The sequence below is a fragment of the Streptomyces sp. P1-3 genome (genome assembly GCF_050613155.1).
Taxonomy (GTDB): Bacteria; Actinomycetota; Actinomycetes; order Streptomycetales; family Streptomycetaceae; genus Streptomyces.
Genome location: NZ_CP192512.1, coordinates 1,539,737 through 1,553,036, shown reverse-complemented (window position 1 = coordinate 1,553,036; position 13,300 = coordinate 1,539,737). Strand labels below are relative to the sequence as shown.

Genomic DNA, 13,300 nt, shown 5'->3' with positions numbered 1-13,300 from the left:
CAGCGAGGCGGCACGGACACCAGATGGCCGGATGCGGATGCGGAGATGACGGCTGGTGAGGGGGAGCGGGGGCTGACGTTGCGATTAGGCCGCGCGGAGCTGAGCGCGGTGGCTCAGGCCCGCCGGGAACTGCGCGCGGTGCTGCGGCGCTGGGGCGGGCCGGGCAAGGCCGACGTGGCGGAGCTGCTGCTGAGCGAACTGGTCACCAACGCGCTGGTGCACACCGACCGGGGCGCGGTGGTCAGCGCCACCTTCGACAGCGGCGCGGGGCCCTGGGCGCGCAGCCGACTGCGCGTGGAGGTACGGGACTTCGTCGCGCGGCCGCCGACACCGCGTGACCTGGCCGACGGTTCGGACGACGCCACATCGGGGCGCGGGCTGCTGCTGGTCCACGCGCTCGCCGACGCGTGGGGAGTGCGCACCCACGGCGTCGGCAAGGCGGTGTGGTTCGAGCTGGACGGAGCGGCCGTCTGAGCGGGGTCCGCTCAGCCGAACTGCCGCTCGATCTGCGCCAGTTTCTCCTCCAGGGAGTCCAGGCGCGGAATCGTCAGGGTGTCGTCCTCGGCGGTGAGGTCCACGGTGCGCGGCCGGCTCTTGTCGAAGACGCTGAGGACGTCAGCCGAGCTGTCCGCCGTGCTGGTGCCGGTCTCCGAACCGCTCCCGGACCGCAGGGCCGGAAGGGAGGAGGGCGCGGGGAGCTGTCCTGGCTCTGCTATAGCGGGGTCCGAGCCGAGCTGGGCGGGTTGCGCGGGTCCCCCCGCGACATCCACCTGGCGCCCGCCACGGCGGCCCCACACCCGGTGCTGGCGGTTGTACGCCTTGATCCGGGCCCGGTCCAGCTTCTCCTGGTCGCGCCTGCGGTGCCGGTTCAGCTCCTGCTGCCGCCGGTCCTCGCGCACTTCCTCGACGGCCTCGTCCAGGGTCCGTACGCCCTCCAGCAGCATCAGCGACCAGGCGGCGAAGGTCTCCCGCGGCGCGCGCAGCCACCGGACCATGCGGATCTGGGGCAGTGGGCGCGGTACGAGTCCCTGCTCGCGCAGCGCCGCGCGGCGGGTCTGCTTCAGCGCGCGGTCGAAGAGGATGGCCGCGGAGAGCGACATGCCCGCGAAGAACTGCGGCGCGCCGGCGTGGCCCATGCCGCGCGGGGCGTGCACCCAGTTGAACCAGGCGGCGGCGCCGGCGAACAGCCACACCAGCAGCCGGGAGCCGAGCGCCGCGTCACCGTGGCTGGCCTCGCGCACCGCGAGCACCGAGCAGAACATGGCCGCGCCGTCGAGTCCGAACGGGACCAGGTACTCCCAGCCGCCCGTGAGGTTGAGGTTCTGCCGCCCGAAGCCGACCAGCCCGTGGAAGGAGAGCGCGGCGGCGACCGCGGCGCAGCAGAACAGCAGGACGTAAGAGGCCGCCCCGTAGACGGCCTCCTTGCGCCGGCGGCGCTCTTCGCTGCGCTCCCAGGAGTCGGTGGGCGCGTCCGCCTTCCCCTTCGCCTTCGTGCGGCCGCGAGCCATCATCGCCACAGCCGCCACGACTCCGACGAGCGCCACGGCGGCGGGCAGTGCCCATATGTCGGTCAGTCTCATCCGGCCCCTTGCCTCGCTTCCGTAAGGTGTTCTGGCCGCGGTACGGCCTACTCGCGCGACATCTTGGCGGAGTCGGGCCTGGCCTCAGGGGATTTCCGGGCAAGAAAACGCCAACGAACGTCGGGGACACGCGGATAGGTGCGATACGGTTCGAACGCTCGCCTGATGCAAGCGAGTTGCATTCTATTCATGGAATCCGATGCGGTGGAATCCAGGCGATCAGCTTGCGATCAAGCGCTCGACGCGGTCCGCGTCGCAGGTGCGCGGGCAGGTCACGCAGGTGTCCCGCGGCCGCAGGGTGTAGAACAGGCAGCAGCTCGCCCGGTCCCGGGTCGGCAGCGATGTCCCGCGCGGTCCGGCCAGCTCCCGGAAGGACGCGCCGACCGGGTACGGGGCGACGGGGCCCGGCAGCAGCTCGGTCAGCTCGGCCACCGCCCGCCGCTCCTCGCCCAGCAGATGGCCGATGTGCCACAGCCCCTCGGCGATCTCGTCCGCCGCCATGCCCCACAGTGCCCGCCCACCGCGCCGCATCCGCGGCCGGAAGCCCGCCAGCACCGGCTCCAGATGCTCGGCCACCGCCGACCGCACCTCGGCCCGCAGGGCCTCCTCGTCCGCGACGACCCGCGCTCCGGGCAGCCGGGCCGCGGGGTCGTCCGGCAGGCACGCGAACTCCTTCACCAGAACGGTCATCCGGCCCTGGGTGCGCTGGAAGGAGACCCGTTCCACGGGAACGCGCGGCACGCGGCGCAGCAGGAACCAGGGCACGGTCACCAGCAGGCAGGCCGGCCAGGCGTAGCGGTGCAGGCCGAATCCGGCCACCACGTCGGGCCGTCCGCGCTGCCCGTAGTCCCGCAGCACCTGGGCGTCGTCCCAGTCCAGGAACGCCTCGACGGCCGCACCGCCGGCGGCCAGCTCGGCGGCCGCCACCCAGCCGTCCCCGTGGCGCGGCGGCTCCTCGGTGACCGTCAGACCGGGGAAGACCTCGGCGAGCCGCGCGTACGCCTCATGGACGACGGATGTGCCGGGGGCGGCGGGGACGGCGGACACCGAGGTGTCGGACGGGCGGGAGGCGGGCACGGCCATATGGGAGACCACCGAATCGCGAGTTGCATCAGGTTAGCCTTACCTTACCCGTGATGATCGAGGTTTGACCTCACGCGACGTCCGCTTATGGTGCACAAGGACGTCAGGAGGACCCGGATGGAGCAGTCGATCACCGACGCGGCGGCCGCGTCGCGCGTGCCACCGCAGCGGCACTCCGTGCGCCGTCAGGTCCTGGACGCCCTGCGCGCCGCGTTGGTCGCCGGTGAGCTGACGCCCGGCGAGGTCTACTCCGCGCCCGCCCTCGCCGAGTGCTTCGGGGTCTCCGCCACGCCCGTACGGGAGGCGATGCAGCAGCTCGCCGTCGAGGGCGCGGTCGAGGTCGTCCCGAACCGGGGCTTCCGCGTCGCCCAGCGCAGCGCCCGCGAACTGGCCGAGCTCGCCGAGGTGCGCGCCCTGCTGGAAGTGCCGGTGATCCTCACCCTGGCCGAGTCCGTCGCGCCCGAGCGCTGGACGAGCCTGCGGCCCTTCGCCGAGGCCGCGGTCGCCGCCGCGGCGAAGGGCGACCGGGCGGCGTACCTGGAGGCGGACCGCGCCTTCCACCAGGCGGTGCTCGGAATGGCCGGAAACCAGCAGCTGGTCATCGTCGCCGACGACCTGCACCGGCGGGCCCAGTGGCCGCTGGCCCAGGGCCAGGCGGTCCGCACCGCCGACCTCGTCGCGGACGCGGCCGAGCACGTCGCCCTGCTCGACGCGCTGGCGTCCGGCGAACTCGCGGTCGTCGAGTCGCTGGTGCGCCAGCACTTCGCGGGCGCCGCCTGAGCCGGCGGCGGCCGCGTCGCGCCCGGGGGGCGATCCCGCCCCGGCTCGCGGTCAGTTCGGGCGTTCGCCGTTCGGGGTGTCCGAGAGCGCTCCCAACTGGCCCGCCAGCCAGGACGGCACGCCGCCCAGCAGTCGCACCAGCCGGCCCGCCTCCGCGCGCAGCCGGCTCGCCTCCGGCTCCGGCCGCACCTCGGCGAGTGCGGCCAGCGCCGGGGCGATGCCGACGAGGAAGCCCAACTCCTCCCGGATCCGCAGGGATTCGCTGAAGCCGTGCTCCGCCTCGGGCAGGTCGCCGTTCTGCTCCGCCATGGCGGCCAGGTGCCGCCAGGTGAACGAGCGCAGCAACTGGTCGCCGTGCGCGGCGGCCCCGGCGTGCGCGCGCTGGAACGCGGCCTGCGCGCCCGTCGGGTTCTGCGCCAGATGCTGGGCGATCAGGCCGCGCCGGAAGTCCAGCAGCGGTCGCGCCGGGGAGCCGGGCGCGAGCAGCGCCGCCGCCCGGCCCAGCGCGGCCCGCGCCTCGTCGGCCCGGTCCCGTACCCCGAACAGCGTGGACGCGTACGCCAGTTGGCCGCGCTCGCAGGCCGCGGCGCCCCGCTCCTCGTCGCTCAGTGCCAGCGCCTCCGCCGCCCGGAGTGCGTCCTCGGCCTCGCGCCATCCCCTGGCGGTGAACACGCACTGCTCGGTGAGCAGGGCGGTCCGTTTCAGCGCGGCGGCCGGATCCGTGGCGGCGTGCGGGGCGAGCAGCGCCGCGGCGTCGTGCCAGCACCCCCGCGAGCGCAGCCGCCACACCGCCGTATCGAGCGGGTCGTCCCCGCGGCCCGGCTGCGCATCCGACGATCCAGACCGTGACATGGCGGTATCCGCCACTTTGCCTCCCCAAGCGCGTCGTCGAGCCGGAGCCGTGCCCGCATCTCAGCACGGATCCGCGTGAGCGGCCAAGGGGTCGGTGTGAATCAGTTCACAAAGTTTGCCGTAGTGGGGGATCGCTTGAGCGCCCGCGCCGCTCAGCTCATCCGCAGCGCCAGGAAGAAGTCCAACTTGTCTTCCAGGCGCGACAGATCACGGCCCGTCAGCTGTTCGATCCGGCCTACCCGGTAGCGAAGGGTGTTGACGTGCAGATGCAACTGGGTCGCACAGCGCGTCCAGGAGCCGTCGCAGGCCAAGAACGCCTCCAGCGTCGGGATCAGCTCCGCCCGGTGCCTGCGGTCGTAGTCGCGCAGCGGGTCCAGCAGCCGCGCGGTGAAGGCCCGCCGCACGTCGTCGGGGACGAAGGGCAGCAGCAGGACGTGGGACGCCAGTTCCTGGTGTCCGGCCGCGCACACCTGGCCGGGCCGGGCCGCCGCCACCCGGCGGGCGTGCCGGGCCTCCTCCAGCGCCCCGCGCAGCCCCTCCGCCGAGTGGACGGTGGCGCTGACGCCCAGGGTGAGCCGGCCGTCGCCGTCCAAGCCGCGCGAGAGCGGCTCGCGCACGGCCGCCAGCAGCCGGTCCGCGTGCAGCCCGGTCACGGTCTCCTCCTCGTCGGCCGCGGGCAGCGGAACGAGCGCGACCGCCTCGTCACCGGTGTGCGCCACCGCGATCCGGTCCGAGGGCTCGGGGCCCGTCGCCTCCGGGTCGACCAGCATCTCCTCCAGCAGCGACTGGGCCACCGGGCCGCCGGGCACCGCGCTGTCCCGTACGTGGTCCTCGCCGGGCAGTCCCCATTCCACCCGTGCCACCACGACCTGCCAGTGCGGGGCCGTGCCCAGACCCGGCAGCAGCACCGGTGCCGCGACCCGCAGCCGCGCCGCGATCTCCGCGGGCGGGGCGCCCGCCTGCACCAGTTCCAGCACCTCCTGGGCGAGCCGGCGCCGCACCGTGCGGGCCGCCTCCCGATGGTCGCGCTCGACCGCGATCAGCTGGGTCACCCCGTGCAGCAGGTCCAGCCGCTCCTCCGCCCAGTCCCCGGCGTCCGCGTCGACCGCGAGCAGCCAGTCCGACAGCACCGTCTCGCGCACGTCGTGCCCGCCCGCGCGGCCGGTGCCATGGATCGGGAACAGGGAGTACGTTCCGCTGCCCGGCACGGCGACCCGGTACGGGGCCCGCCGCCCGCTGCGCACCGCCGCCAGATGCTCACCCGCCAGCTGCGCGCACACCGCGGCGGGCAGCTCCGCCGCCGCCCGCCCCGCGCCGGGGCCCGCGTCCGTCTCCGTACCGTCCCCCATAGCGCTTCGCGCATGGGAGGTACCCCCAACCGAGGGGCCGGATCCGGCCACCTGGCGGCCGGTGGGCGACAGCACCCAGGCCCGCAGATCCAGGTCCGAGCCGAGCAGGTCCAGGATCACCTCGGGGCCGCCGCCCGCGGGGCCGGACGTCATCAGCCGCCGGTGCCGGTCCACCACGGCCGCCAGATCCCCCGCGCGCTCACCGGAGACCTGCCGCACCACGTGCTCGGTGATGGACGCGAACGACACGTCCTCGACCACCGAGAACAGCGGCAGCCGGTGCCGCTCGCACGCCCGCACCAGGTCGTCGGGCACATCCCCCAGCTCCGCCTCGCCCGCCGCGAGCCCCGCGACCCCGGCCGCCGCCAGGATCCGGACGAACCGCTCGGAGTCGGCGGGCTCGCGCCGCCATGCCAGGCCGGTGAGGACCAGCTCGCCGCCCGACAGATACCGGCTGGGGTCGCGCAGGTCCGTCGTCATCACGCCCCGTACCGTGCGGTCCAGCTCCTCCTCGCCACCCAGCAGGCGCAGGCCCAGCGCTTCGGTCTCCAGCAGTGCGCGCAACCGCATGTCGTCGCCAGCCGATCTGTCGTGATGTTGCCAGTGGAATACGGAGAGGTTTCGGAACCTCGTCTTTCGTTCGAATCTACAAGACCTGCCCCCTGGCCAGCCAACCGCTTCATGGTTTCCGTGACTGCACCGGGCGGGGGACACGTCGGTGTACTGGCGACAGGCCGCGTGCATCGGTGTCCGGGAAATGACTTCCGGACTACGGAATCAGGAACAGAGAGACAGGATCCACCCACCCCCCAGGGCAACTCCTCACCTCCCCCGCCCACAGCCGAGAAGAGAACAACCATGGACTTCCTGCGCCCCGCCAGCTGGGAGGAAGCGCTCGCCGCGAAGGCCGAGCACCCCACCGCTGTGCCCATCGCGGGCGGCACCGACGTCATGGTCGAGATCAACTTCGACCACCGGCGGCCCGAGTACCTGCTCGACCTGAACCGCATCGGTGAGCTGAGCGAGTGGGAGGTCGGCTCGGACGGCGGTACGGTCCGGCTGGGCGCCTCCGTGCCGTACACCCGGATCATGGATCACCTGCGCCCGCAGCTGCCGGGTCTGGCCCTCGCGGCCCACACCGTCGGCTCCCCGCAGATCCGCAACCGCGGCAGTGTGGGTGGGAACCTCGGCGCCGCCTCCCCGGCCGGCGACTCGCACCCCGCGCTGCTGTCGGCCGGCGCCGAGGTCGAGGCGGAGTCCGTACGCGGCACCCGGATGATCCCCGTCGAGGAGTTCTACACCGGCGTGAAGCGCAACGCGCTGGCGCCGGACGAGCTGATCCGGGCGATCCACATCAAGAGCGCCGACGGCCCGCAGCAGTTCTCGAAGGTCGGCACCCGCAACGCCATGGTGATCGCCGTGTGCGCCTTCGGGCTCGCCCTGCACCCCGAGAACCGCACCGTCAAGACCGGCATCGGCTCGGCCGCGCCCACCCCCGTACGCGCCCGCGAGGCGGAGGACTTCCTCAACGCCGCGCTCGCCGACGGCGGTTTCTGGGACAGCGGCAAGACCATCACCCCGTCGATCGCCAAGCAGTTCGCGGAGCTGTGCTCCGGTGCTTGCAACCCCATCGACGACGTGCGCGGCAGCGCGAAGTACCGCCGCCACGCGGTCGGCATCATGGCCCGCCGCACGCTCGGCTGGGCCTGGGAGGCCTACCGCGGCAGCAGCATGGGAGGAGCACAATGCGCGTGAACTTCACCGTCAACGGACGCGAGCAGACCGCCGACGACGTGTGGGAAGGCGAGAGCCTGCTGTACGTCCTGCGCGAGCGCATGGGCCTCCCGGGCTCCAAAAACGCCTGTGAACAGGGCGAGTGCGGTTCCTGTACGGTGCGCCTCGACGGCGTCCCCGTCTGCGCCTGCCTGGTCGCCGCCGGCCAGGTCGAGGGCCGCGAGGTCGTCACCGTCGAGGGGCTCGCCGACTACGCCCAGGCGCGCGCCGAGGGCGGCTGCGCCACCGGAGCCTGCGGCACCAGCATCGACAAGGCCCAGCAGTGGCAAGCGCGCCCGTCTGACAGCGACCTCCGGTCGCGGGCTGGGGAGACCAGCGACCTCTCCCCGATCCAGCAGGCGTTCATCGACGCCGGCGCCGTGCAGTGCGGCTTCTGCACCCCCGGCCTGCTGGTGGCCGCAGACGAACTGCTGGAGCGCAACGCCGAGCCGTCCGACGCCGACATCCGCGAGGCGCTCTCGGGCAACCTGTGCCGCTGCACCGGCTACGAGAAGATCCTGGACGCGGTCCGCCTGGCGGCCGCCCGTTCCGGAGAGGCGGTCTGACCATGGCGGAAGTGACCCGTACTCCGACGAACATCTCCCAGGGCAGCCAGACCAAGGGCGGCATCGGCGAGTCCACGCTGCGCCCCGACGGCACCCTGAAGGTCACCGGCGAGTTCGCCTACTCCTCGGACCTGTGGCACGAGGACATGCTGTGGGGCCAGACGCTCCGCAGCCCGCACGCGCACGCCGAGATCCGCTCCATCGACGTCTCCGAGGCGCTGAAGCAGCCCGGCGTCTACGCGGTCCTGACCTACGACGACCTGCCGACCGACGTCAAGAACTACGGTCTGGAGATCCAGGACACCCCGGTGCTCGCCCACGGCCGGGTCCGCCACCACGGCGAGCCCGTCGCGCTGGTCGCCGCCGACCACCCCGAGACCGCCCGCCGCGCCGCGGCGAAGATCAAGGTCGACTACGCCGAGCTGCCCGTCGTCACCGACGAGGCGTCCGCGACCGCCGAGGGCGCGCCGCTCATCCACGAGGGCCGGGACGACCACCACATCGGGCACGTACCGCACCCCAACATCGTCCACCGCCAGCCGATCGTCCGCGGCGACGCGGAGGCGGCCCGCGAGCGGGCGGACGTGATCGTCTCCGGCGAGTACGTGGTCGGCATGCAGGACCAGGCGTTCCTCGGCCCCGAGTCGGGCCTCGCCGTACCCGCCGAGGACGGCGGCGTCGACCTGTACGTCGCCACCCAGTGGCTCCACTCGGACCTGCGGCAGATCGCCCCCGTCCTCGGCCTGCCCGAGGAGAAGGTCCGCATGACGCTCTCCGGCGTCGGCGGCGCCTTCGGCGGCCGCGAGGACCTGTCGATGCAGATCCACGCGTGCCTGCTCGCGCTGCGCACCGGCAAGCCGGTCAAGATGGTCTACAACCGGTTCGAGTCCTTCTTCGGACACGTCCACCGGCACCCGGCCAAGCTCTGGTACGAGCACGGCGCCACCCGCGACGGCAAGATCACGCACATGAAGTGCCGGATCGTGCTGGACGGCGGCGCCTACGCCTCCGCCTCCCCGGCCGTCGTGGGCAACGCCTCCTCGCTGTCGGTGGGTCCGTACGTCATCGACGACGTCGACATCGAGGCCATCGCGCTCTACACCAACAACCCGCCCTGCGGCGCCATGCGCGGCTTCGGCGCGGTGCAGGCGTGCTTCGCCTACGAGGCGCAGATGGACAAGCTCGCCGCCGAACTGGGGATGGACCCGGTCGAGTTCCGGCAGCTCAACGCCATGACCCAGGGCACGATCATGCCGACGGGGCAGGAGGTCGACTCGCCCGCGCCGGTCGCCGAACTGCTGCGCCGGGTCAAGGCCATGCCCCTGCCGCCCGAGCAGCAGTGGGAGGCCGCAGGCGAGGCCGTCGACGTCCGCGCGCTGCCGGGCGGGCTGTCCAACACCACCCACGGCGAAGGCGTCGTGCGCGGCGTCGGCTACGCGGTCGGCATCAAGAACGTCGGCTTCTCCGAGGGCTTCGACGACTACTCCACCGCGCGGGTGCGGCTGGAGGTCATCGGCGGCGAGCCCGTCGCCATCGTGCACACCGCGATGGCCGAGGTCGGCCAGGGCGGCGTCACCGTGCACGCCCAGATCGCCCGCACCGAGCTCGGTGTCACCCAGGTGACCATCCACCCGGCCGACACCCAGGTCGGCTCGGCCGGCTCCACCTCCGCCTCCCGCCAGACCTACGTCACCGGCGGCGCGGTGAAGCACACCTGCGAAGCCGTCCGCGGACGCGTGCTGGAGATCGGGCGGGCCAGGTTCGGCACGTACCACCCGGCGTGGGCCACCGCCGAACTGCTGCTGGAGGGCGGCAAGGTCGTCACCGACGGCGGCGAGGTCCTCGCCGACCTGGTGGACGTCCTGGAGGGCGAGGCGGTCGACATCGAGCTGGAGTGGCGGCACCGCCCCACCGAGGCGTTCGACCTGCGCACCGGGCAGGGCTTCGGCCACGTCCAGTACTCCTTCGCCGCGCACCGCGCCGTCGTCGAGGTCGACACCGAGCTCGGCCTGGTCAAGGTCATCGAGCTGGCGTGCGCCCAGGACGTCGGCAAGGCGCTCAACCCGCTGTCCGTCGTCGGCCAGATCCAGGGCGGTACGACCCAGGGTCTCGGCCTGGCGGTCATGGAGGAGATCGTCGTGGACGCCAAGACCGCCAAGGTCCGCAACCCCTCCTTCACCGACTACCTGATCCCGACGATCCTCGACACGCCGACCATCCCGGTCGACTACCTCGAACTCGCCGACGACCACGCGCCCTACGGGCTGCGCGGCATCGGCGAGGCCCCCACCCTGTCCTCCACCCCCGCGGTGGTGGCCGCCATCCGCCAGGCCACCGGCCTGGCCCTGAACCGCGTGCCGGTACGACCCGAGCACCTCACCGGCACGTAGGCCCTCCGGCAGGAGGACCCCCCACCCGCGGCCCTGCCCGCCCGGCAGGGCCGCACCCCACAACCCCCACAGGAGCCCTGTACGGCAGGGCCACCCCCACGTCTCTCGCCAGCCCGGCGAGGGCACCGCACCAGCGTTCCGGGCCGTCCCCCGGGTCGCGATGCCGACGCAGCATCCCAAATCCCGCGCGACCCGCACGGGTGCCCCTATGAACCTTGGGAGTGGCACCGCATGACCCAGCAAGCAATCGAGCCCAAGACGTCCCCGGAGGACGCCGGCACGGGCTCCCGCCCCTCGGCCGGGCGGTCCTGGCTCGACCGGTACTTCCACATATCCGACAGAGGATCCAGCGTCGCGAACGAGGTGCGCGGCGGCATCACCACCTTCATGGCGATGTGCTACATCCTCCTGCTCAACCCCCTGATCCTCGGCACCGCCGAGGACGTCAACAACACCACGCTCGACCACGCCGGACTGGTGACGGCGACGGCGTTCGCGGCGGCCCTGTGCACCCTGCTGATGGGGTTCATCGGCAAGGTGCCGCTCGCGCTCGCCGCAGGCCTCAACGTCTCGGCGGCCATGGTCAGCCAGGTGGTCCCGAACATGACCTGGCCGCAGGCCATGGGCATGTGCGTCATCTACGGCGTCATCATCATGCTGCTGGTGGTCACCGGCCTCCGTGAGATGATCATGAACGCCATCCCGCTGCCGCTCAAGCACGCGATCACCATGGGCATCGGCATGTTCGTCGCCTTGATCGGCCTGGTCAAGGCCGGGTTCGTGGGCCGCGGCGAGGGCGCGCCGCTCCAGCTCGGCACCGGCACGGGCGAGCTCGTCGGCTGGCCGGTGTTCTTCTTCGCCGTCACCCTGCTGCTCATCTTCATGCTCCAGGCCCGCAAGGTGCCCGGCGCGATCCTCTTCGGCATCGTCGCCGGTACGGTCCTGTCGATCGCGGTGACCAAGATCGGTGGCCTGACGGACAAGGACTGGGGCGGCACCACCCCCGAACTGCACGGCAGCGCCGTCGCCAGCCCCGACTTCGGCCTCTTCGGCGACGTCGAGTTCGGCGGCTGGGACAAGCTGGGGACGATCGGCGTCGGCATGATCGTGTTCACGCTCGTCCTCGCAGGGTTCTTCGACGCCATGGCCACGATCATCGGCGTGGGCACCGAGGCGAAGCTCGCCGACAGCAAGGGCCGCATGCCGGGCCTGTCCAAGGCACTGTTCATCGACGGCGCGGGCGGCGCGATCGGCGGCGCCACCGGCTCCTCCGGCCAGACCGTCTTCATCGAGTCGGCGACCGGCGTCGGCGAGGGCGCCCGAACGGGCCTGTCCTCCGTGGTGACCGGCCTCTTCTTCGCCGCCTGCCTGTTCTTCACCCCGGTCACCCAGTTGGTCCCGGCCCAGGTGGCGGCCGCCGCCCTCGTCGTGATCGGCTCGATGATGATGAGCGCCGCCGCGCACATCGACTGGAACGACAAGTCGGTGTCCATCCCGGTCTTCCTGACCGTGGCGCTGATGCCGTTCACGTACAACATCACCGCCGGCGTCGGCGCGGGCGTGATCGCGTACACCGCCATCAAGGCCGCGCAGGGGAAGTACCGCGAGCCCGGTGCCTTCATGTGGGTGCTGAGCCTGGTCTTCCTCGTCTACTTCGGCCTCGACCCCATCGAGCACTGGCTCGGCGCCTGAGAATCAGCGAAAGGATCTGATCACCGATGCTGGACATCGCTGCCGAACTGCACCGCTGGTGCGAGGAGGGGCGCGACTTCGCCGTCGCCACCGTGGTGGCGGTCGGCGGCAGCGCGCCCCGGCAGCCGGGCGCCGCGCTCGCCGTCGACACCGAGGGCGCCGCGATCGGCAGCGTGTCCGGCGGGTGTGTGGAAGGCGCGGTCTACGAACTGTGCCGCCAGGCTCTGCAGACCGGCGAGACCGTGCGGGAGAGCTTCGGCTACTCCGACGAGGACGCCTTCGCCGTGGGCCTGACCTGCGGCGGGATCATCGACATCCTCGTCACCCCGGTACGGGTCGGCGATCTCGCCCGTACGGTCTGCGCCACCGCGCTGGCCGCCGCCGCCCGCGGCCGGCCGGCCGCCCTCGCGCGGATCACCCAGGGGCCGGCCGCCCTCCTCGGCCGGACGCTGCTGGTCCACCCGGACGGCACGCACGAGGGCACCCTGGGCGGGCCGCCCGCCCAGGACACTCCCGTCCAGGACGTCCCGGCCCGGGACGCCGCCGGGCTGGACCGCGCGGTCGCCGGTGTCGCCCGCGCCATGCTGGACTCCGGCCGCACCGGCACCGTCGCCATCGGTGCGGACGGCAGCCTCTGCGGCGAGCCGCTGGAACTGCTCGTGGAGTCCAGCGTGCCGCCGCCCCGCATGATCGTCTTCGGGGCCATCGACTTCGCCGCCGCGCTGGTGCGTGTGGCCAAGTTCCTCGGCTACCACGTGACCGTGTGCGACGCCCGCCCCGTCTTCGCCACCGCCCGGCGCTTCCCGGGGGCCGACGAGGTCGTCGTGGACTGGCCGCACCGCTATCTCGACGCGACCGAGGTGGACGGCAGGACCGTGCTGTGCGTACTCACCCACGACGCCAAGTTCGACATCCCGCTGCTCCAGCGGGCCCTGCGGCTCCCCGTCGCCTACGTCGGCGCCATGGGCTCCCGCCGCACCCACCTCGACCGCCTCGGCCGGCTGCGCGACGTCGGTGTCAGCGAACTCGAACTGGCCCGGCTGCGCTCCCCGATCGGCCTCGACCTCGGCGCCCGTACGCCGGAGGAGACCGCGCTGTCCATCGCCGCCGAGATCGTGGCGAACCGGCGGGGCGGCAGCGGTGTGCCCCTCACGGGTGCGCACACCCCGATCCACCACGACGGCGAACCGCTCGCCGGGCAGGGGAGGTTCGACTCCGTCGCCTGACCCCCGGGC

General features: G+C 72.8%; 11 protein-coding genes. 7 read left to right on the top strand and 4 right to left on the bottom strand.

Features of this window, described 5'->3' with window-relative positions; genetic code table 11:
* The first annotated feature begins 45 nt into the window (after positions 1-45).
* Positions 46-474: an ATP-binding protein gene (locus ACQUSR_RS06640; protein ID WP_431041612.1), complete on the top strand. Its 429-nt coding sequence runs from the start codon at positions 46-48 to the stop codon at positions 472-474.
* An 11-nt stretch (positions 475-485) separates the two neighbouring features.
* On the opposite strand, the gene ACQUSR_RS06635 is transcribed toward ACQUSR_RS06640, so the two are convergent.
* A complete protein-coding gene (locus tag ACQUSR_RS06635) occupies positions 486-1,580 on the bottom strand; it encodes a DUF2637 domain-containing protein (protein WP_431041611.1) in 1,095 nt (364 codons plus the stop codon).
* A gap of 219 nt (positions 1,581-1,799) precedes the next feature.
* Entirely contained in the window at positions 1,800-2,663 is an 864-nt protein-coding gene (locus ACQUSR_RS06630; RefSeq protein WP_431041610.1) for a (2Fe-2S)-binding protein, read from the bottom strand.
* Positions 2,664-2,780: 117 nt separating this feature from the next.
* Here ACQUSR_RS06630 and ACQUSR_RS06625 point away from each other — a divergent pair, with 117 nt between their 5' ends.
* Positions 2,781-3,443, top strand: coding sequence for a GntR family transcriptional regulator (locus ACQUSR_RS06625; protein WP_431041609.1), 663 nt, complete (start codon positions 2,781-2,783; stop codon positions 3,441-3,443).
* 51 nt (positions 3,444-3,494) lie between these two features.
* Here ACQUSR_RS06625 and ACQUSR_RS06620 read toward each other — a convergent pair whose 3' ends face one another.
* Together ACQUSR_RS06620 and ACQUSR_RS06615 are read right to left on the bottom strand one after the other, a co-directional pair.
* A complete protein-coding gene (locus tag ACQUSR_RS06620) occupies positions 3,495-4,295 on the bottom strand; it encodes a hypothetical protein (protein WP_431041608.1) in 801 nt (266 codons plus the stop codon).
* Positions 4,296-4,447: 152 nt separating this feature from the next.
* Positions 4,448-6,214: a PucR family transcriptional regulator gene (locus tag ACQUSR_RS06615; protein ID WP_431041607.1), complete on the bottom strand. Its 1,767-nt coding sequence runs from the start codon at positions 6,212-6,214 to the stop codon at positions 4,448-4,450.
* A 288-nt stretch (positions 6,215-6,502) separates the two neighbouring features.
* Here ACQUSR_RS06615 and ACQUSR_RS06610 point away from each other — a divergent pair, with 288 nt between their 5' ends.
* From ACQUSR_RS06610 to ACQUSR_RS06590, 5 genes are all read left to right on the top strand, one after another.
* Complete coding sequence (locus tag ACQUSR_RS06610; RefSeq protein WP_431041606.1) at positions 6,503-7,399, top strand: FAD binding domain-containing protein; 897 nt, start codon at positions 6,503-6,505, stop codon at positions 7,397-7,399.
* Positions 7,390-7,983, top strand: coding sequence for a (2Fe-2S)-binding protein (locus ACQUSR_RS06605; RefSeq protein ID WP_431041605.1), 594 nt, complete (start codon positions 7,390-7,392; stop codon positions 7,981-7,983). Before ACQUSR_RS06610 ends, ACQUSR_RS06605 begins: the two co-directional genes overlap by 10 nt.
* Before the next feature lie 2 nt (positions 7,984-7,985).
* Positions 7,986-10,373, top strand: coding sequence for a xanthine dehydrogenase subunit D (gene pucD / locus ACQUSR_RS06600; protein WP_431041604.1), 2,388 nt, complete (start codon positions 7,986-7,988; stop codon positions 10,371-10,373).
* Positions 10,374-10,604: 231 nt separating this feature from the next.
* Positions 10,605-12,065, top strand: coding sequence for an NCS2 family permease (locus ACQUSR_RS06595; protein WP_431041603.1), 1,461 nt, complete (start codon positions 10,605-10,607; stop codon positions 12,063-12,065).
* A gap of 26 nt (positions 12,066-12,091) precedes the next feature.
* A complete protein-coding gene (locus ACQUSR_RS06590; protein WP_431041602.1) occupies positions 12,092-13,291 on the top strand; it encodes an XdhC family protein in 1,200 nt (399 codons plus the stop codon).
* The last annotated feature ends 9 nt before the right edge of the window (positions 13,292-13,300 follow it).

Excerpts from the sequence above, each read along its gene's own strand:
- ACQUSR_RS06640 (WP_431041612.1), top strand. The coding sequence starts at position 46 with ATGACGGCTGGTGAGGGGGAGCGGGGGCTGACGTTGCGATTAGGCCGC.
- ACQUSR_RS06635 (WP_431041611.1), bottom strand. The coding sequence starts at position 1,580 with ATGAGACTGACCGACATATGGGCACTGCCCGCCGCCGTGGCGCTCGTC.
- ACQUSR_RS06630 (WP_431041610.1), bottom strand. The coding sequence starts at position 2,663 with ATGGCCGTGCCCGCCTCCCGCCCGTCCGACACCTCGGTGTCCGCCGTC.
- ACQUSR_RS06625 (WP_431041609.1), top strand. The coding sequence starts at position 2,781 with ATGGAGCAGTCGATCACCGACGCGGCGGCCGCGTCGCGCGTGCCACCG.
- ACQUSR_RS06620 (WP_431041608.1), bottom strand. The coding sequence starts at position 4,295 with ATGTCACGGTCTGGATCGTCGGATGCGCAGCCGGGCCGCGGGGACGAC.
- ACQUSR_RS06615 (WP_431041607.1), bottom strand. The coding sequence starts at position 6,214 with ATGCGGTTGCGCGCACTGCTGGAGACCGAAGCGCTGGGCCTGCGCCTG.
- ACQUSR_RS06610 (WP_431041606.1), top strand. The coding sequence starts at position 6,503 with ATGGACTTCCTGCGCCCCGCCAGCTGGGAGGAAGCGCTCGCCGCGAAG.
- ACQUSR_RS06605 (WP_431041605.1), top strand. The coding sequence starts at position 7,390 with ATGCGCGTGAACTTCACCGTCAACGGACGCGAGCAGACCGCCGACGAC.
- pucD (WP_431041604.1), top strand. The coding sequence starts at position 7,986 with ATGGCGGAAGTGACCCGTACTCCGACGAACATCTCCCAGGGCAGCCAG.
- ACQUSR_RS06595 (WP_431041603.1), top strand. The coding sequence starts at position 10,605 with ATGACCCAGCAAGCAATCGAGCCCAAGACGTCCCCGGAGGACGCCGGC.
- ACQUSR_RS06590 (WP_431041602.1), top strand. The coding sequence starts at position 12,092 with ATGCTGGACATCGCTGCCGAACTGCACCGCTGGTGCGAGGAGGGGCGC.